Below are 20,098 nucleotides of genomic sequence, written 5' to 3'. Positions count from 1 at the left end.
ATTAGAAATGAAGATATATTTTAGACTAATTTTAATCGCACTGCCATTCATGCTCTTCTCATGCAATAAATGGCTCGATGTTGAACCTAAATCACAAGTAAGAGATTCAGACCTTTTTTCTAGCGAAAGCGGCTTTAAAGAGGCATTATCGGGTGTGTATAGCTCATTAACCTACGAACCTTTATACGGCCGCGAAATGACTTTTGGTTTAATGGGTGTATTGGGTTATGAGTGGGATTACCAGGCACCTGCATACGACCCTGATAAAATCTACGAATATCAAACCAGTCAAACTTCTCTCAATCGTATTGATGCTATCTGGAATGGTTTATACAATTCGGTAACGAACGACAATAAATTATTGGAAGAAATTGATGCGCAAAAATCGATTTTTACGGGCGATAATTATGCCATTATAAAAGGAGAAGCCTTAGCCTTAAGAGCATTTATTCATTTCGATTTACTCCGTACTTTCGGAGCAAGTTATGAAGAAAATCCGCAAAAAATTGCCATTCCATATTACACCAAATCATCAAAAGAAATTGCACCGCAGCTAACCGTAACACAAGTAATCGATTTAGCTTTAGCCGATTTAAATGAAGCTGCAAACTTATTAAAAAGCGACCCAATTCTTACAGGAAAACCAATAAGCCTGGCAGATGATAATGGCTACCTCATGAACAGGCAAGTACACTTAAATTACTTCGCGGTAAAAGGTTTGCTCGCCAGAATCTACCTGTACAAAAAAGAATATGCCAAAGCGTTAGAAAATGCAACCGAGGTAATCAATTCAACTAAATTTCCATGGGTTTTACAAGCAAATCTTGTAAATAAAGATGTAGCCGATTTAACTTTTTCTACTGAACATCTTTTTGCTTTAAATGTGGTTCGTTTAAAAACCATTTACGAAAATTCTTTTACAACCACAGGGGCAAGTAGTATTTTTTACATGACGCAAGCAACGCGTGCAGAATACTACGAGAATGATGCTGTAGATTTCAGATACCTCTATTTGTACACGATTTCATCAAGCGGAAACTACTTCCTGAACAAATACAATCAGCTAGAAAGTACAGCATGGCCAGTGGCTTACCGCAATAAAATGCCGATGATTAAATTAACTGAGATGTATTTCATCGCGGCAGAAGCACAAAAACTAAGCAACATTACCGCAGCAGCCAATATGATTAACCAGGTGAGGCTTCATAGGGGTTTAACAGCTACTACCATTAACACGACCAATTTTGACGCTGTTTTAGTGCAGGAATTCAGAAAAGAATTTATTGGCGAAGGGCAATTGTTTTTCTTCCATAAACGAAAAAACAATGCGACCATTCCTCGTTCATCAGGATTGAATCTCATCGCGCTAAAAGGATATAAACTACCGATTCCTCTCAGCGAGTTTTCTAATTCACAAGGTAGAGTCGATAACCGATAAACAAGAAATATTATGAAATATCCAGCAATATATCTCTTCTGCATACTCATACTCTTTGCATCTTGCAAAAAGAGCGAAGAATTACGTTTCGATCGCGATTTTAGTGCGCTAAATATTTGGCTCGGGACCAACCCTCAAAAGGCAGACAGTTTGGTTTATAATTATGCGTTTAAATCACTGAACGATTATGACACCGTTAAATTCACGGTACGATTAACCGGTAAACCATCCGCTACCGACCGTGAATTTCAACTAAAGGCCATTGGAGGCGACACACTCCGTATTAAAAAAGATGTGAATTATGTTTTTCCAAAATATATACTTCCCGCGAATGCATATACTGCCGTTTTTCCCATTTTAATTAAACGTTCTACGGATTTTAAAACAACGCCCGCCAAGATTATTTTCGGCGTTAAAGAAGATAGTAATTTCAAAAAAGGTATTGCGGAACGTTCTGATTTAACCATCATTTTAAAAGACCAATTTGCCAAACCCGCCAATTGGGATGTGGACCCACTTCCTTATTTTAAATTATCAACTTTTTTCGGTGCTTATAGCGATGTGAAATTTCAATTTATTACCACAGTAATTGGGCGCGCACCTATTTTTAAAGTAAGGTATAGCGGTGTTGTAACATCAACAGATGAAATATATTACACACAAGCACAGTACTTTCAAAACAGATGCAAAATTGAACTGGTTAATTACAACCTAGCGCATCCAACCGCACCGCTAAAATCAGAAATAGGTGAAACAATCACTTTTCCTTAACATTTTTAATGAATCAGAAAATGATTAAACTAAACTTTAAATACCTGCTGGTAATTCTATCCATCATAACAACGGCACTTTCATGTTCGAAAGACAAGGGAAATTATGATTATACTGCATTAGATGCGGTTACAATAGATATCTCAAACATCCCAAATTCGTATTCACTTTTACGTTTTGAGAACTTAGATATCACGCCTACAGTAACCTATAAAGGGCAAAAGGTGGATCCAACGAAACCACAATTTGACGAACTAAGTTATACCTGGGAAATGTATCCTTCGCAAGCGTATAAAGAGGTTATAGACAGAAGCGTGCTTAGTAACGATTTCCATTTAAACACTGCGATTTCTCAACGAGAACTTACCTGGGAATTACTTTTTACCGTAACAAATAAAAACACGGGCGTAAAAGCTTTTGCAAAATTTAATGTCATTGTAACACCTTCCTTATCTGAAGGATGGATGGTTTTATATGAACGCAACGGAAATAGCGATGTTGGTCTTATTGTAAACGACGAAATTTCTAAAGCGGCCACTAAAGAGAAACTCTTTCTTGATATTTATTCCGCTTCAAATGGTAAAGAATTAGAAGGAACACCTGGATCAATTATCTACTCAAAATCTAATTTCCCAACAGCTGTAAGCATCTTTATCCAAACAAGTAAGAACATTGCAAACGTAAATTCCAGTACTTTTCAAGCAGTATCAACAGCTGCCAAAGGCATCTTCTGGACACCACCAGCAACCATTTCTCCTGCTTTTGTAACGGCTAGTGAAGGTAGAAAAGACCTTTTAATGAATAACAATAAATTGCATACCATCGATTACACGATTATCGCTCCTGGTGATCGTTCATTTGGCGATGCAATTGGCGGAACCTATGGAAAATTAGCCCCTTGGATGCCCAGCAGCACCTCTACCGCTTTCGACGCTATTGTTTACGATCAAACGAATCAAAACTTTAAAAAAGTAATCAATAGAGGCGCAGAAATTATCCCGCTTGCCACTGTACAAAGTACTACCGCTCCTTTTGATGTAAGAAATGTAGGGTTGGAATTTGTCATGTCTGATATAGGTTGGAACAATTGGGAGCATATGGTCATGAAAAACAGCGCCGGAAAATACTTCTTACTCACAGCCAACTTCAGAGAGGGAGAAACAGCTGTTATTGGTAAAGGCAAATATGACATGAGCAATTGTCCGGAGGTAAGCGCCATTAACTCTATAACGGCTGGTGTATATGGTGAGATTTTCTACTACAGCGCAAATAATCATTTGTATCAGTTTAAGTATACACCTAACACAACGGATCTTTTGTGGACAGCTCCGGAAAACGAGAAAATCACGGCCATTTCACTTCAAAAATACATGAACACCAACCGTGCAGCTGGGGTGCTATATGACCCGAAGAATCTTTGCAAAATCTTATACATTGCTACCTACAACGAAGCAACGCAAATGGGAACAGTTTATCAAATGGGGGTAAATCAAACCAGCGGGGCGATACTTGCGGGTACCGAAAAGAAATACACTGGATTTGGAAAAGTTAAAGCCATGGCTTGGAAACTAGGTATCAAATAAAAAATAAACACCATCAAAAACACATACTAAAATGAAATTTAAATTTTTAATCACCACTTGTTTTATTTGCTCATCCTTAGCAGGAATTGCGCAACAAACCTACACCATTAAGGGTTCACTTAAAGGACAAGGGAACGAAAAGATCACTTTAAAAGGTCCCGACGGAAATATCGCAGTAGACGCCAGCAATAATAATTTCGAGCTTTCAGGAAGCACAGGAAGCGAACCATACGTTGCATTTATGGATACGGGTGTTGATCGCAAACACTATTTAGGTGGCGGAAAAACAGGCATGTATATGCCTGCTCAACCTTTAGAGGTCGTGTTAAGCCCTGGAGCCAAAATTACGATTGACGGTACTGCCGAGAAATTAAATCTGGCTTCTGTAAGTGGAGATGCCCTAAATGATGGCTTTACACAGTATCGCAAAGCGATAGAAGCTGATTTAGCTGAAATGGCTACCCTTCAAAATCAAATGACGGAGACGAGAATGATGGGGATAACCGACGGGATGAAACCTATTGCTGAAAAAATGATAGCGAATAGGAAAAGTCTTTCTGAGAACCGCAAAAAATTCATCAGCAATCACCCCGAAATGTTTGCAAGTCTTTATTTCTTAATGGTGTCTGCAAGAGAATACACCTCTACAGAATTAGAAACAGCCTACAACAGTTTAGCACCAACCTACAAAAACACGCGCTATGCCAATTCAATTAAAGACAGAATTGAATCGAGCAAATTTATCGCTGTTGGTGGTGCAGCTCCTAATTTTACCAAATTAGACCCAACGGGCAAAGCGATAAACCTTTCAGACTTTAAAGGTAAATACGTATTGTTAGATTTTTGGGGAAGCTGGTGCGGCCCATGTCGTGCAGCAAATCCACACTTAAAAGAACTTTATGCTGCTTACTCAGCCAAAGGATTTGAAATTTTAGGCGTTGCAAGCGAGAAAGTAAGCAATCAGGCGCAAGCAGAACAAATGTGGAAAGATGCCATCCAAAAAGATGGTTTAACATGGGCAAATGTTTTGAATAACGAAAGCAAAATGACACAAGATGTAATAGCCATGTATGCAATTGAAGCTTATCCTACGCAAATTTTGCTAGATAAAGAGGGTAAAATTATCGCGCGCTGGGTAGGTGCCGGTGGAAAAGCACTAGATGAAAAATTAAAAACGATCTTTAATTAATAAACATGAAGCTAACACTAAAAAAAATAACAACGGTGGCCCTGCTTTCATTGTTATCGGCAATTGGCGTTCAAGCCCAAAAAAGCACAGTTAAACCCCTAGTAATTAAAGGTAAAGTCGACATTCTCAATCCTGAATTATTTAAAAAATACAACATGGTTTGGGTCTACAAAGGCCTTGGGAAAGCTAAAAAGGCAATAGATTCGGTTCCTGTTCAAGCAGATGGAACGTTTGAGCTAAAAGTACCCGCATCTGCACTGGGCATATACCAATTGGATATTCTTAAATGGCAAAGCACCGCATTTTGGGCAGATAAAGATGTTACGATAAAAGCAAGAGGCTACGATACGGCGAAGGTAAAACTCCGTAACTCGGGATATGTGGTGGTAGAAAGTAATTCTGCAGCCACTAAATTAATAGCCCTGGCAAATTACAACCGCTATTTAGCAGAACTAGAAATGTCAATTTTAACAGATGAAAGTTACGCGGCACAAGCCAATTTTTCTAAAGACCAAACATGGTTAACGTATTTGCGGAAGGAGGGATTAATTAAATCGAAAAATAAATACGAAGCAGAGCGTCTCAAACAAATGATTATTGCCAACGAGAATAATCCCGCACAAGTATATCTTTTGGCTTCGCTTCCAACGGAAGGTAATCAGGCTTTTTTCGAATCTAGTTTAGAAAAATTACTAGCTAAATATCCTCAACTGGAAGAAGCAAAGCAGTTAAAAAGAGAATATCAAGAAAAACTGGCTATCGTAAATTCATTAAAAACGGGTAGTGAAATTCCACAAATTGTTTACAACGACCCGAATGGAAAACCCGTTGATATCCGCTCATTCAAAGGAAAATATGTATTAATTGATTTCTGGGCAAGTTGGTGCGGTCCGTGCAGAAAAGCAATCCCTGAAATTAAAACCTTGTATACCCAATACAAAGAAAAAGGGTTTGAAGTTTTGAGTGTTTCTGTGGATACCGATAATGCTGCATGGAGAAAAGCCATGACGGAAGAAGCTATGCCATGGACTCAAGTACTGAGCCCGAACAAAAACAAAACCCTTGCCGATTTTATGATTATTGGAATCCCAACGTTGTTTCTTATTGATAAAGATGGAAAAATTATCGACAAATACACCGGTTTTAGTCCAAAGTTAAAAACACAACTAGACGGAATATTTAAAGATAAAAGCTAACAAATCATTCCAACATTCATTAAATCAGAAAAATGATCAAGTTTCACTGGAAAACCTTCCTTTTACTATTTCTGCTCTGCAGCAGCCATCTTAGCTATGGGCAGAATGTGGAGCAGAAAAATTTAGACCAAACCATTTCAAACGCAATTGCGAAAGCTTATGATGCAGTTGTGCGTATTTGGGGTATCGATTCGCTTACCGGAAAACAAAACAGTGCGCAATTTACAGGTGTGGTTGTAAATCAAGAGGGTGTAATTTTAACTGCAGCACATGCCATACGCACAGGATTGCACTACAAAGTCATGTTTACAAACGGCAAAGAAGTGACAGCAAAAGGTTTAGGGAGAATGGCTTACGAGCCAAAAACCGGAAGACCCGATGTAGCCATCATACGTATTTTAGACAAAGAAGGAAATTGGCCAACTGCCGAAATGGGCTGGTCATACGATTTAAAAAAAGATGAACCCTGCATCAGTATTGCTTATCCAACTACATTGAATCAAAAATTCCCAACCATTCGTGTCGGAAAAATTGCTGATCCGCTTACGCAATGGGAATTTATTCAGTCGACCTGCAGAATGGAACCCGGCGATTCAGGAGGACCTCTCTTTGATTATATGGGTCGAGTTATTGGTATTCATAGCAGAATTGATATTTCTGAACAAATAAATTATGAAGTCCCGATAGACCTATACCGCAAATATTGGTCGGCATTACTTGTTGCAAAAGATTATCGCGAATTACCTGCAACGGTAGATCAATTTGAAAAAGATCCGAAAGAAAAATCAATACAAACACTGGCAAACTTTAGCCCTCGTTTCGAAGAAAAAAATCAGTTGGAAGCGCTAAAGAACAATATCCTTCGCATACAAAGTAAGTTAAAGGGCCAAGAGCTACATGTACTGGCAACAATTTTCAAAATAGACACAAAAACCGCAGGAAAATACCGCAATTCATTTTTAGCTGTCAGTAAGAGCAGTTTAGTAGGCGATAGTATTTCGGCCTACTTGAATGAAAAAAAGATTGACGTAGCAGTTCTTTCGAGAGATAAAGAAAATGATTTGGTTCTATTACAGTTAAAATCAAATCCTAAAAGTGGCATCAGCTTAAAGTCTATTCTTCCAGCATCAAGCATGGAACGGAGGGATCTTGGAAAAACGCTAGTTTCAATTCTCCCTCAGGAAAAAAAAGAAATTAGCGCATTGAGCAGTGGCATTTTTGATATTGAGAAAAAAGTGAGCACAGGATATTTTGGCGCAACGGCAAATTTTGTGAACGAAAAAATTGTACTTAGCCGTCTTAATCCAAGAAGTCCGGCTGATATTGCAGGATTAGCAATAGGTGATCAAATTAAGAGCGTAAATGGCAACCCGCTTAAAACACCACCAGACTATGCTAGGGAAATTATGAAATACGAACCTGGCGACACCATTCGTATTGAAGCAATCCGTAAAGATTCTATAATCAATTTTCCTGTAATTTTGAGAATGATTCCTCCTACTAGTGGTCATCCTGCTTATCATTTTGCTGGTGGTAGAAGTGGCCGAGCAGATGGGTTTAAAAATATTTTTGCCCATGACGCCGTTTTAAGGCCAGAGGAATGTGGTGGGCCGGTTTTCGATTCAAATGGCATTTTTTATGGCATTAACATCGCCAGATTCAGCAGAACAGCCACATTTGTCTGTTCCAATGCAATAATTTATAGCTTTATTGAAAACGGTATTACAAAACACTAAACGCCATTAGCCTGTCGAAATACCTTCGACAGGCTAAAATTGCTCTATATCCTCTCTTCCCTCCTCCTCTCCTTTCTACTTCTTCCTTACCGAACATTTGGGTAATCTAACGCCATAAGATTTAATTTATCGCATTGATGCAACGCGGCTAAATTTTATACGACTTTATAGTAAAACTAAATCAACATCGCTTTCAAATCTCAAACATGTCAAAAGCCACCAACAATTTCATGCTACAATTTATTAAACAGTCATTTACGGAAACAATCTGTTATTATTTTAAATACAGATATGCTTATTTAACTATTAATGCAAGGAGAAAACCTGACAAACCTTACAAAAACCATCCATATGGATAAGTTAAGGTTCTGCTATTATCCTTGATAATTAAACAAGGCGTTAAAATTTGTTAAATGAATCTAAAATTTTAACACTTTTATCAACGAGAATAGTTAATTTCGGCAGCATTTTTATGTTAAAATAAATTATATACCATTACAATAAACCAATGAATTATTCAAAAATTAACAATATAGTAGGCTGGTTATGCTTCTTAATTGCTACTATAACGTATGTTTTAACTCTTGAGCCTTCTGCAAGTTTTTGGGATTGCGGTGAGTTTATCGCTTCTGCATACAGAATGCAAGTTGTTCACCAACCGGGAGCACCTTTATTCTTAATGATCCAAAGATTCTTTTCTATTTTTGCTTTAGGGGATAAAACCAACATTGCCTATTGGATGAACATTGGTTCTGCAATTTCAAGTGCGGCTACCATTCTATTCTTATTTTGGACCATCACTGCTTTAGCTAAAAAAGCGATCATAAAAGCAGGTGAAGAAATTAGTACCTCGCAATTAATTAGCATAATTGGTGCTGGAACGGTGGGTGCCTTAGCCTATACCTTTTCTGATAGTTTCTGGTTTTCAGCAGTTGAATCGGAAGTATATGCGCAATCTTCGTTGTTTACCGCCATTGTTTTTTGGGCAATTTTAAAATGGGAAGCACACGCTGATGAACCAAGAGCAGATCGTTGGTTGTTGTTCATTGCCTACATTATGGGTTTATCAATCGGTATCCACCTTTTAAACTTATTAACCATCCCAGCAATTGCATTTATCTATTACTTCAAAAAAGCCAAAAAGGTTACTTCAGGAGGAATTTTCAAAGCTTTTTTAGTAGGTGTATTTATTTTAGGGATTATTCAATACGGAATTATTCAATATTTGGTATCGTTTGGAGCTTATTTTGATTTATTCTTTGTGAATACATTAGGATTAGGTTTTGGAACGGGGGTGCTATTCTTCGCGCTTCTTTTAATTGGCGGATTTGTTTATGGAATTCGTTACTCGATTAAACACCAAAAGAAATTATTAAACCTAGGCTTAATTTCAGCAGTGCTGATTATTTTTGGATACGCTTCATTTGCCATGATTATCATTCGTGCAAAGGCCGATCCGAACTTAAATAACAGTGCTCCAAAAGATGCCTTCTCGTTTTTAAGCTATTTAAACCGTGAACAATATGGCGATCGTCCATTGGCTTATGGACCTAATTATAACTCGGAAAGAACAGGTGTTTCTGAAGGGAAAACAATCTGGAGAAAAGATGCTGATAAATATGTTGAAGCAGGCAAAAAAACCGATTATACTTACGATAACAATACGCTTTTACCACGTATGTATAGCGACGATGCAAAGCACGTAGCTTTTTACAAAGAGTGGATGCATTTCGATGATAGCAAAAAACCAAATTTGGTCGACAATATTGGTTTCTTAGCAAGCTATCAAATTGGTTACATGTACATGCGCTATTTCTTATGGAACTTTGCGGGTCGCCAAAACGATGAACAAGGTCAAGGTAGTGGATACGAAGGCGAATGGTTAAGCGGTATTAAAGCTGTTGATGCTGCACGCCTAGGTAATTTAGACCATTTACCTCCGTCAACTACTGAAAACCCAGCCAATAATCATTTCTATTTCTTACCGTTAATTTTAGGTATTTTAGGGGCTATCTGGCACTTTAACCGCAGCCAGAAAGATGCAGGTGTAGTAGCTATGTTATTCTTCTTTACAGGTATTGCCATTGTATTATATCTTAACCAAAAACCACTTGAACCACGTGAACGTGATTATGCCTATGTAGGTTCATTTTATGCCTTCGCCATTTGGATTGGCTTAGGGGTATTGGCCATTAAAGAATACGTATTTAAAAAATTAACTGCAACCACGGGTGCTATAGCAGCAACTGTAATTGGTTTATTAATTGCTCCAGCCATTATGGCTGAACAAGGTTGGGATGACCACGATCGTTCAACTAAATTGGTTGCACACGATATTGCATTAGATTACCTGGAGTCATGCGCTCCGAATGCCATCTTATTTACCTACGGGGATAACGATACATACCCATTATGGTATATTCAAGAAGTAGAAAATGTACGTCCAGATGTGCGCATTGTAAACCTAAGTTTATTTGATACGGATTGGTATATCAATGGCATGCGCATGAAACAAAACGAATCGGCTCCATTGCCACTTACCATGACACCGAATCAGTATGTTCAAGGGGTAAGAGATGTTTTACCCTATGATGATTACAAAATTGCTGGTAGCATCGAATTAAAAAATGTAGTAGACTTATTATTGTCGGATAGCGATGAAGATAAAGTTCCGATGCAAGATGGTTCAAAATCGAATTTCTTGCCAACCAAAAACTTTAAGTTAACCATTAACCCACAAGAAGTAATTAGCACAGGAACGATTCCTGCTGCCGATGCTGCTAAAATTGCACCAGTAATGGAGTGGCAGTTTAACAAAGGATACGTAACCAAAGGTTCGTTGGCAATGCTAGACATTTTAGCGCATAACAACTGGAAACGTCCTATTTACTTTGCCTCAACGGTACCGTCTGACCAATACAATGGTTTGGATAAATACTTGTATAATGAAGGATTAGCGTTGCGTCTTTTGCCTTTAAAAGCGGATACGACAGCAAGCGAAGATAGACAAGAATTATTAAACACGCCTCAGTTGTATAACAACGTGATGACTAAATTTAAGTTCGGTAACATGAAAACTGCGCGTTATTTAGATCCTCAGTCATCAGACGATACATTTATTTTCACCAATATCTTCAGCAGCTTAACCAGTAGCTTAATTAAAGAAGGTAAAACCGAAGAAGCGAAAAAAGTATTAGCCAAATACTTTGAAGTAATGCCGGATAAATTCTTTGGCATCCGTACGGCAATGGTTAAATTCTACATTTCAGAAAGTTTATATAAAGTTGGTGAAACAGCAAAAGCAAACGATGTGTTGCTTAAATCGGGCGATTTCATTAATAAAGAATTGATTTTCTTAGCTGATTTAACAGAGTCGAAAGGATCATTAACAGGCATGAACAACATTCAAACGGGTTTATATTATTTGGATAGAATGATCAAAACCAGTAATGCAGCCGGCCAGGTTGAGGTAAGCAAGAAACTTCAAAAAATCTTTGATGGTTTAGAGCAACGTTTCTCTAGATACTTCCAAGGCGGACCTGGACAATAGGCTTTCCAGCTATATAAAAAAGGCGACTTACAGCTGTAGGTCGCTTTTTTTATGCTCATCACATTGCTTGAAAAGAAAATTATTTCTACAAAAAAAGGGGTATCCGATTGGTTCGAATACCCCTTTCTAAAAAGTATGTTTTTGATGCCTTATTCGTTTACAACCCCCATTGAGCTAAACTTCTCAATGCGTTGTTCGATTAATTTATCGGTTTTAATCTTTTTCAACGTAGCCAAATCTTTTATCAATTGTTCTTTCATGGTTTGTCCCATTTCTTCAGGATTTTGATGTGCACCACCTAAAGGCTCAGGAATAATGCCATCGATTAAACCATTTTTAAACATATCGGCTGAAGTTAACTTTAAGCACTCAGCAGCTTTTTCTTTATAATCCCAGCTTCTCCATAAAATAGAAGAGCAAGATTCTGGAGAGATAACCGAATACCAAGTATGTTCTAACATGTAAACACGATCGCCAATACCAATACCCAATGCACCACCTGAAGCACCCTCTCCTACTACTACACAAATAATTGGTACGCGAAGTACCGACATTTCTAGTAAATTTCTAGCAATGGCTTCTCCTTGTCCGCGCTCCTCAGCTTCTAAACCTGGGTAAGCACCCATGGTATCGATAAAGCTGATAACGGGTTTATTAAATTTCTCGGCTAAGCGCATTAAACGTAAAGCTTTGCGATACCCTTCAGGATTGGCCATACCAAAATTGCGGAATTGACGCTCTTTTGTATTTTTTCCTTTTTGGTGACCGATAACCATTACCGTTTCGCCGTTTATTGTCGCAAATCCACCCACGATAGCTTTATCATCCTTTACCGTTCTATCGCCATGCAGTTCGATGAAATCATCGCAAAACATATTGATATAATCGAGGGTTTGAGGTCTATCTTGGTGACGGCTCATTTGTACTTTTTGCCATCCTGTTAAATTGCTATATACTTTTTGAGTGGTCTCGTCTATCTTGCCAGCTAATTCTTCTAACGTGGCAGACATATCTACCTTAGTTTTTTCGGCAACTTGTTTAACCTTTTCAACTTGCTGAATTAAATCGGCAATAGGTTTTTCGAAATCGAATGATGTTTTTATTTGCTGCATAATTGGGGGGTAAAATTACATATAAATATTTAATAAGTAGAAAGCTTTTTTTGAAAGCAAAGGGCGCTACCCTTCTGTTTAATAATTTGCTGTATTTTTTTTTGCCACAGCGCATTTCCAATAAAATATAAACCTGATAGAGTGAAAATACTTTTTGTTTTTCATCGTTCTTAAGTTGAAACGAAACAAATCTTGTTTACACCACAAAAAAGACTAGAATTAGCATGAAAAAACAAAAAGATTGCAACGATAGCAGGGCTGCACTGCACCAAGCACTACGAACGCTCATTTTCAAATAAAAAAACAGTACTTTCATCAAAAAAATCAACATCAATCGATCTATTTAGACCAACCGAAAGTTTTTATAATTACTACATTTGTTTCTATTAAAAAATATACCCAGCTTATATGCCTCTACGTTATTGTCTTTCCTTTTTATTTATCTTTTTATCGTTTTCAGTTTGGGCGCAGACAAAATTTACATTGAGCGGTACCGTTCGTGACGCTGCGAGTGGCGAAACACTTATTGGCGCCACTGTAAAAATTACCGGTGCTAAAAATGCGGCAACCTTAACCAATTCTTATGGTTATTATGCTTTAACACAACCTGCGGGAAGCTACACGGTTACGTTTAGCTATACCGGATATGGTTCTATTACGCAAACAATAGACTTAACGAAGGATATAAAGTTGAGCCCAGAGTTAAAAGCGGCCAACGATTTAAATGAGGTAGTAGTTAGTGCTAAAAACCGCAAGAATGAAAATGTTAAAAGTCCGCAAACGGGTTTGGAGCGTATTGACATGAAGGCTTTAAACAATATTCCGGTTCTACTAGGAGAAAAGGATGTGCTTAAAACCATTCAATTATTGCCGGGCGTGAAATCGGGTGGCGAAGGGAATACAGGCTTCTATGTTCGAGGTGGCGCTGCCGATCAAAATTTAATTTTATTGGATGAAGCCGTAGTTTACAACTCGTCGCATTTACTGGGATTCTTTTCTACTTTTAATGCTGATGCGGTGAAAGATGTTAACCTGTATAAAGGAGGTATGCCTGCGCAATATGGCGGGCGATTGTCGTCTGTTTTGGATGTAAAAATGGAAGATGGTAATAACAAAGCCTTCGAATTTCAAGGTGGTATTGGTTTAATTGCTTCGCGTATTAAGGCCGAAGGCCCCATTGTGAAAGACAAGGGGTCATTTATGGTAAGCTTTAGAAGAACCTACCTTGATTTATTTCTACGCGCATCGAGCGACTCTTCTATTAACGGAAGTACGTTGAATTTCTACGACATTAACTTGAAAGCCAATTATAAAATAAATGATAAAAATACCATCTATTTATCGGGGTACTTTGGCAAGGATAACATTGGTGTGAAAGATTTCTTTTCAAACAATTGGGGGAATGCGACTACCACACTTCGTTTGAACCATATTTTCTCGAACCGCTTATTCTCGAATACTTCATTCATTTATAACGATTACCGCTACACGGTTAAATTGTTAAACGATGTGACCAATTTTACGGCGACCTCCTTAATTCGTGATTTTAATTTTAAAGAAGACTTTCAATATTTTAGCAACGATCATACTTTACGTTTTGGATTAAACGTGACGCAACACCGCATTACGCCTATCAGCATCCAATCTGGAGGCGATTCGCAGGTAAATTCTTTGGAACAAGAAAAGCGCTATGGATTGGAAAGTGCCCTGTATATTTCAGATGAATGGACCGTTAATAATAAATTGAACATCTTGTATGGCTTACGACTAGCGGCGTTCTCCTTGATGGGACCCGGTAATTTTAGCAGTTACAATGCCAATGGTGAGATTACTGCAACCGATGTCGTGGGAAATGGAAATTTTTATAAAAATTATTTCAATTTGGAGCCAAGAATTTCAATGAGCTATGTATTTAATGAGCAGAACTCCGTAAAGGCATCGTACAACCGCAACACCCAAAACATTCATATTTTGAGCAATGCAACGTCTAGCTCGCCAACGGATCAATATGTTTTGAGCAGCAACAACATAAAACCCGAAATTGCGGATCAGGTGTCGTTTGGCTTCTTTAAGAATTTAAATGAAAACCAATATGAGTTTTCTGCTGAGGTGTATTATAAATGGATGCAAAATCAGATTGACTACAAAAATGCCGCGCAATTATTGGCGAATACCAACGTAGAATCGGAACTGGTGTACGGCACCGGCCGAGCGTATGGTTTAGAACTTTTCTTTAAAAAGAAATTTGGCAAATTAAATGGCTGGGTGGGTTATACGTTATCGAGAACGGAACGAAAATTTGCCGAATTAAATAATGGAAATTATTTTCCCTCGAGACAGGATAGAACACATGATTTATCAGTAGTAGGTATTTATAACCTGAATAAACGCTGGACTTTTTCTTCTGCTTTTATTTATGGCACCGGAAATGCCGTTACTTTTCCAGCTGGAAAATATAACATTGGTAACCAAACCGCTTATTATTACACCGAACGCAATGCGGGGAGAATGCCTTACACCATGCGTTTAGATTTAAGCGCTACCTTAGAAGGGAAGAATACCGGCAAATTTCATTCGAGCTGGAATTTTGGCGTGTACAATGCGCTAAACCGACAAAACCCATACGCAATCGATTTTATTACCGACCCGAATAACCCGAATAAAACAGTTGCGCAACAAATTTCGTTATTTGGCATTATTCCAGCCGTTACGTGGAACTTTAAATTTTAATAGCATGAAAAAAATACACCTATATATAGCCCTTATTAGTCTTATTTGCAGTTCTTGCAAAAAGATTATTGATATTGATACAACCGACGCAGCTCCACAAATTGTTATTGAAGGTAAAATAAGTGACCAACTAGAAGTGCAACGTATTATAATCAGCAAAACTGTTTCATACAACAGTGAAAGTAATTTCCCAAAAGTTAGTGGAGCTACTGTAACAGTAAAAGGAAGCAACGGAAGCAGTTTCACTTTTATTGAAAATTCTCCAGGTGTGTACATACGCAATATGCGTGGTATATCGGGTGTTACCTACAGTTTGCAAGTAAATGTGGAAGGTAAAACGTATACGGCCAGCAGCAAAATGCCCAACTTGGTTAAACTTGATTCCATAGGCATTGTGACCAATAATTTCTTTGGCTCCGAAACAAAAATTCCTGCGGCTTACTTTGTTGATCCGGCAAATGAAACCAATTTTTACCATTTCAATTTGTACATAAATAACTTATTTCAACAGCGCGTGTATGTGAGCAACGATCGTTTAACGAATGGAAATAAAATACGTATCCAACTTTTTCACGATAATGAAGATGAAGAAGAATTACAATCGGGCGATAAAGTGAGCGTTGAAATGGAGGATATAGATACAAATATTTACGATTATTGGTACTCGCTGAGTGCGCAAGATTCGAGGGGTCCAAATCAGGGAACAACACCATCCAACCCACCATCTAACCTATCCAATAATGCTTTAGGATATTTTAGTGCGCATACCTATCAAAAACAAACGATAACCTTACCTTAACGTTTATGCCTAAACTATTTATTAGCGGAAAATTACCCGAGTTTGCACTTCAAGAATTGCTAAAAGCTGACATCTTATTTTCTTGTTGGAAGGAAGAAAGACAAATTTCTCAAGCTGAATTAATAGAAGCCTGTCAAGATTGTGATGGTCTCATTAGCATTGGCCCGAATGTGCTTGATTCGACCTTTTTAAACGCCTGCAAGCACCTAAAAGTTATTGCCCTACATTCGGTAGGATTTGACAAAGTAGATGTGGAGGAAGCGCACAAATTAGGTATACAGATAGGAAACACGCCCAATGTTTTAAATGATGCCACAGCCGACACGGCTCTTTTGTTAATGCTAGCCGTATCAAGGAAGGCTTTTTTCAACCACAAGGAAATCCTTGCTGGCAATTGGAAAACGTATGTACCTAACCCTGTTTTGGGGCAATCGTTACAAGGGAAGACCTTGGGTATTTTTGGGATGGGTAAAATAGGTGTAACACTTGCCAAAAAATGTGCCGCAGCTTTTGAAATGGACATCATTTATCACAACCGTAAACCAAACGAGGCTGCTGAAAAAGAGTTAAATGCACGATATGTAGCTTTCGATGAACTTTTAGCGCAGAGCGATGTACTGAGTCTGCATACGGCACTAACGGAAGAAACGAAAGGAAAATTTGATTTATCTGTATTTGAAAAGATGAAACCGACGGCTATTTTTATCAACACCGCCCGCGGAGCCATTCACAACGAAAAAGATTTAATTAAAGCACTTGATGAAAAAATGATTTGGGGAGCAGGGCTGGATGTTACAAATCCGGAACCCATGGATGATAACAACAGCTTATTAAGCATGGAAAATGTAGCTGTTTTGCCACATATTGGCAGTGCTACTATAGAAACACGAAATGCTATGGCCAACAGCATTGTACAAAATATTTTGGCTGGACTTAAGGGCGAAAAATTACCTTTTTTAGTGCAGTAAAAGAAACTTTCACTCACATATTTTGCGTAAAAAGGCCTTGATTGCTAAGAAATCAAGGCCTTTTTTTGAAAAGATTTATCGTTTAAAAAGGAAGTTATTTCACCGTATACCTGAAAACCGATCTACCTAAATTCCCTTCGGCATCCAAGCCTTCAATCACCACTTTATATTGCCCGCGACCATCTGCGTTGTAAAAGTCAAAAGATGCTAAACCGGCAGCATCGGTAACAATATTCGGATTCCAATAAATAGTGGTACGCAGATCACTTCGATTTAAACTAGCGGCAACCTCGTACTTAGGCGAATAAAACTGGCGTACTTTGTTATATCCCTGTGGAGAAAACGTTACCTCATAATTTTTTGGTAACATATTCATAAGTTCGGCCTTCGAAATTTTTTGCCCTTTAGGTGCTTTCTTCATGTTGATAACAATTACACCATTTACATTATTTGCCCGATTTACCAAACCCAAATCATCTTTCAAGAAGATCTCAACCGACTCCACTTCGTTGGCATTAATACTATTCAATTGATTCACGTCTACAATCATTCCATTTAAAAAGATACCCATTGGGGTACGGTTACCTTGATTATAATCTCTACTTACATAAAAATTATTATCCATATAGGTAACGCCAGTAGCCATCACTTGCAAACAATTAATGAATAAATTACAGCCTTGCAATCGGTCTCCAGCAATTTCATGGTCGGCAATTTGACTTAAACCCGTTAGCGCGGGATAATCTTTATGACTAACTTTTGGAATAGCTGCGGCTTTAATGTTTACATCTTTTAAGGTATGTAAATAAGCATATTGTTTTTTACTATTATCTAAATAATTATTCAGGGCACTATCGATGTTCATAACCTCATCTGCTCCATTAAAATTTCGGGTAATAGTAGGTGTTGGCACCCCTGCAACCGAAATAACCATGGAACGATAATTTGGACTGTACTTTGCTGAAATGGTTACTTTAGAAGTATCATTCAATACTAAATTTGAAAATTTAAAATTTCCAACTGGATCGGTTATTCCTTCTAAGTTAAATCGTTTATCAGGAATGCTCAACAACAAAGCACCTTTTCTAACAGGAATACCATTTGATAAGCGCAACACCCCAGAAACTTCAATACCTTGCTCCGGTAAAAAGCTAATTTTTGGCAATCTGTTAGCCACCACATCGGTATAAGCAAAAGAACGATACCCTTGGGTAAGCAACAAAACATCTAAATCAGCATTTTTCTTTGCGTCTGGGGCATTAAAATAGTAATTCGGTTTTTCGATGTAGCCTTTCACATCGCTGTTTAGTAGCAAGCTGGTTAAAATGGTCGTTGTGGCATCTTCACTAAAAGGCACTTTTGTCTCATCAATCACCGCAACAGAAAAATTACCTTGCACCGGAGCTCCGGCTTTTTTTGCCGCTACATTAATCTTCACTTTCTTTTTTACGCCGTATGCCGGTAAGGCTGAGCTTAACGTAAGCGCCAATTCTCCAGCTTTGTTTTGCACAAAAACAATGCGTTCACTAAGTGGTTTGCCTCCTTCGGTGAGCAATGTAAATTGTGCTATTCCGTTTGGAAACTTATTTTTAGGGATGGTAGCACTAAACTCCTTATTGGCTAAGATGGTTTGTGCACCGTAACAAATTACACTTTTACTTTGTGCAATGAGGTAGAATTTTTTGCCTTCGTTTTGTGCAAAAAAAGCATCATTTGCCTGAGCTTTTACAGAAAGATTTTCGGTATTACTATTATCAATGCTCAGGCGTATGCCACTTGCTGCTAGTGCAGGTAAAGAATACGATTGCGTTGTCCCATCTGAATAGGTAACCGCAGCTTTATACGTATTTCCCGCTTCTGGCACAAATTGGAAACTACCCATTCCCACATGTTGCGCTGTAAAGGTAGCCACTTGCTTGCCGGCATTATCCGTTACAATTCCTTTTGCATTAATGCCCAATCCATCACTTTTAATTCCCTTAAAGGCAACCTTATTATTTATACCAGCAATTAAACTTCCTCCTTCCGGAAAAAATTGAAAATCATAGTTTACAATGGCATTTTTGAGTACGAAATTACTAATGACAAAATCCTTATCGGTGGTACTTAAATACGTTACCAATTCTCCTTTTTGCAGTTTATATTCCGCCTTTTGTGCATTCGTCATGGCGATTGTTGCAAAGCCATTGGCATCGGTAGTAGCCTTACCTTTTGCAATAACAGTATAACTGGTGATCACTTGCCAACTCACGTTTCTATTCGCGAAAGGCCGATTATTCACATCTTTAAATTGCACACGTGCATCTATTTTTTCCAGCTTATCTGTTGAGGTATTTTTAAAACTGATGTTTGTTTTTAATTCCTTATCAATAGATTCGCCTACGTAAAATGCTTTATTAAAAAAAGCGGGATCATCGAAATTCAGCATCCACATGGTATAAGCCCTAACGTGGTAATTTCCTTGTTTATAATTGGCCTGATCAAGGGTGAAATTTCCATTTGCCATCCCACCAACTACCGGCAGTTTTAAGGTTTGCATTAATGAATCTTTTTGATTGATAATATCTACATAAACAATTTTACTTAAGTTCGATAGCATATTCTGGCTTTCCGTAACATATGCCTTAAACCAAACGGTATCGGCTACCGCATAATACGGTTTATCAAAATGCAGATATATTTTTTCGGTTGGATAATCGGTTAGCAATTTATTTGTTTTCGCAATCAAATTAGTAATGCTAATGGTATCGGTTTGTGCCGACGAAGTAAAGTTTAATACAGATATAAGCGCAAGAAGTATAAACGATATTCTAAAAATCTTCATGAATTGGAAATTAAATACACAGGATGTAAATATATCCAAATAAACATATAGCGCCTAAATTGAAAGCCCCTTTAACATTTTTTTACATAAAAATTCCACTTAAAGAAAGCAAAACCTCAGCTAAACAGGACATAAGCCCCGTAAAACGCAAACAGGTCGCCTGATTCATGGGCGACCTGTTTACATCTATTATAAAACGTTC

The 20,098-nt window shown here is 37.9% G+C and carries 12 protein-coding genes; 10 read left to right on the top strand and 2 right to left on the bottom strand.

What is annotated here, in order from left to right; genetic code table 11:
* Positions 1-7 precede the first annotated feature (7 nt).
* The 7 genes from ACJVDK_RS16520 to ACJVDK_RS16490 all read left to right on the top strand — a co-directional run bounded on the left by ACJVDK_RS16520 (position 8) and on the right by ACJVDK_RS16490 (position 11,463).
* Positions 8-1,438, top strand: a complete 1,431-nt coding sequence (locus ACJVDK_RS16520) for a RagB/SusD family nutrient uptake outer membrane protein (protein WP_443937767.1) — start codon at positions 8-10, stop codon at positions 1,436-1,438.
* 12 nt (positions 1,439-1,450) lie between these two features.
* The gene (locus tag ACJVDK_RS16515) at positions 1,451-2,209 is read left to right on the top strand and encodes a DUF4843 domain-containing protein (protein ID WP_443937766.1); all 759 of its coding nucleotides are present in this window, start codon (positions 1,451-1,453) and stop codon (positions 2,207-2,209) included.
* 20 nt (positions 2,210-2,229) lie between these two features.
* Entirely contained in the window at positions 2,230-3,792 is a 1,563-nt protein-coding gene (locus ACJVDK_RS16510) for a PKD-like family lipoprotein (RefSeq protein ID WP_443937765.1), read from the top strand.
* A gap of 31 nt (positions 3,793-3,823) precedes the next feature.
* On the top strand, positions 3,824-4,981 hold the full coding sequence (locus tag ACJVDK_RS16505; RefSeq protein WP_443937764.1) for a redoxin domain-containing protein: 1,158 nt from the start codon (positions 3,824-3,826) through the stop codon (positions 4,979-4,981).
* 5 nt (positions 4,982-4,986) lie between these two features.
* Positions 4,987-6,177, top strand: coding sequence for a TlpA family protein disulfide reductase (locus tag ACJVDK_RS16500; protein ID WP_443937763.1), 1,191 nt, complete (start codon positions 4,987-4,989; stop codon positions 6,175-6,177).
* Between the two features lie 32 nt (positions 6,178-6,209).
* Positions 6,210-7,913, top strand: coding sequence for a trypsin-like peptidase domain-containing protein (locus tag ACJVDK_RS16495; protein WP_443937762.1), 1,704 nt, complete (start codon positions 6,210-6,212; stop codon positions 7,911-7,913).
* Between the two features lie 508 nt (positions 7,914-8,421).
* On the top strand, positions 8,422-11,463 hold the full coding sequence (locus ACJVDK_RS16490; protein WP_443937761.1) for a glycosyltransferase family 117 protein: 3,042 nt from the start codon (positions 8,422-8,424) through the stop codon (positions 11,461-11,463).
* A 149-nt stretch (positions 11,464-11,612) separates the two neighbouring features.
* On the opposite strand, the gene ACJVDK_RS16485 is transcribed toward ACJVDK_RS16490, so the two are convergent.
* Positions 11,613-12,575 (bottom strand): acetyl-CoA carboxylase carboxyltransferase subunit alpha, encoded by a 963-nt coding sequence (locus ACJVDK_RS16485; protein ID WP_443937760.1) that lies wholly within the window; start codon positions 12,573-12,575, stop codon positions 11,613-11,615.
* Positions 12,576-12,983: 408 nt separating this feature from the next.
* Here ACJVDK_RS16485 and ACJVDK_RS16480 point away from each other — a divergent pair, with 408 nt between their 5' ends.
* Genes ACJVDK_RS16480 through ACJVDK_RS16470 form a run of 3 tightly spaced genes read left to right on the top strand, consistent with a single transcriptional unit; the run spans position 12,984 to position 17,072 of the window.
* On the top strand, positions 12,984-15,305 hold the full coding sequence (locus ACJVDK_RS16480) for a TonB-dependent receptor (RefSeq protein ID WP_443937759.1): 2,322 nt from the start codon (positions 12,984-12,986) through the stop codon (positions 15,303-15,305).
* Positions 15,306-15,309: 4 nt separating this feature from the next.
* Entirely contained in the window at positions 15,310-16,104 is a 795-nt protein-coding gene (locus ACJVDK_RS16475) for a DUF4249 domain-containing protein (RefSeq protein WP_443937758.1), read from the top strand.
* 5 nt (positions 16,105-16,109) lie between these two features.
* On the top strand, positions 16,110-17,072 hold the full coding sequence (locus ACJVDK_RS16470; RefSeq protein ID WP_443937757.1) for a 2-hydroxyacid dehydrogenase: 963 nt from the start codon (positions 16,110-16,112) through the stop codon (positions 17,070-17,072).
* Positions 17,073-17,166: 94 nt separating this feature from the next.
* On the opposite strand, the gene ACJVDK_RS16465 is transcribed toward ACJVDK_RS16470, so the two are convergent.
* Positions 17,167-19,896 carry a carboxypeptidase regulatory-like domain-containing protein gene (locus ACJVDK_RS16465; RefSeq protein WP_443937756.1) on the bottom strand — a complete coding sequence of 910 codons (2,730 nt, stop codon included), beginning with the start codon at positions 19,894-19,896 and terminating at the stop codon, positions 17,167-17,169.
* Positions 19,897-20,098 lie beyond the last annotated feature (202 nt).

Origin of the sequence: Pedobacter paludisoli, from assembly GCF_052344095.1 — a bacterium.
Classification (GTDB): Bacteria; Bacteroidota; Bacteroidia; order Sphingobacteriales; family Sphingobacteriaceae; genus Pedobacter.
This window is presented reverse-complemented; position numbering and strand designations above follow the sequence as displayed.

Bases quoted from the DNA above. Each gene is read 5' to 3' on its own strand.
- ACJVDK_RS16520 (WP_443937767.1), top strand. From the start codon at position 8: ATGAAGATATATTTTAGACTAATTTTAATCGCACTGCCATTCATGCTC.
- ACJVDK_RS16515 (WP_443937766.1), top strand. From the start codon at position 1,451: ATGAAATATCCAGCAATATATCTCTTCTGCATACTCATACTCTTTGCA.
- ACJVDK_RS16510 (WP_443937765.1), top strand. From the start codon at position 2,230: ATGATTAAACTAAACTTTAAATACCTGCTGGTAATTCTATCCATCATA.
- ACJVDK_RS16505 (WP_443937764.1), top strand. From the start codon at position 3,824: ATGAAATTTAAATTTTTAATCACCACTTGTTTTATTTGCTCATCCTTA.
- ACJVDK_RS16500 (WP_443937763.1), top strand. From the start codon at position 4,987: ATGAAGCTAACACTAAAAAAAATAACAACGGTGGCCCTGCTTTCATTG.
- ACJVDK_RS16495 (WP_443937762.1), top strand. From the start codon at position 6,210: ATGATCAAGTTTCACTGGAAAACCTTCCTTTTACTATTTCTGCTCTGC.
- ACJVDK_RS16490 (WP_443937761.1), top strand. From the start codon at position 8,422: ATGAATTATTCAAAAATTAACAATATAGTAGGCTGGTTATGCTTCTTA.
- ACJVDK_RS16485 (WP_443937760.1), bottom strand. From the start codon at position 12,575: ATGCAGCAAATAAAAACATCATTCGATTTCGAAAAACCTATTGCCGAT.
- ACJVDK_RS16480 (WP_443937759.1), top strand. From the start codon at position 12,984: ATGCCTCTACGTTATTGTCTTTCCTTTTTATTTATCTTTTTATCGTTT.
- ACJVDK_RS16475 (WP_443937758.1), top strand. From the start codon at position 15,310: ATGAAAAAAATACACCTATATATAGCCCTTATTAGTCTTATTTGCAGT.
- ACJVDK_RS16470 (WP_443937757.1), top strand. From the start codon at position 16,110: ATGCCTAAACTATTTATTAGCGGAAAATTACCCGAGTTTGCACTTCAA.
- ACJVDK_RS16465 (WP_443937756.1), bottom strand. From the start codon at position 19,896: ATGAAGATTTTTAGAATATCGTTTATACTTCTTGCGCTTATATCTGTA.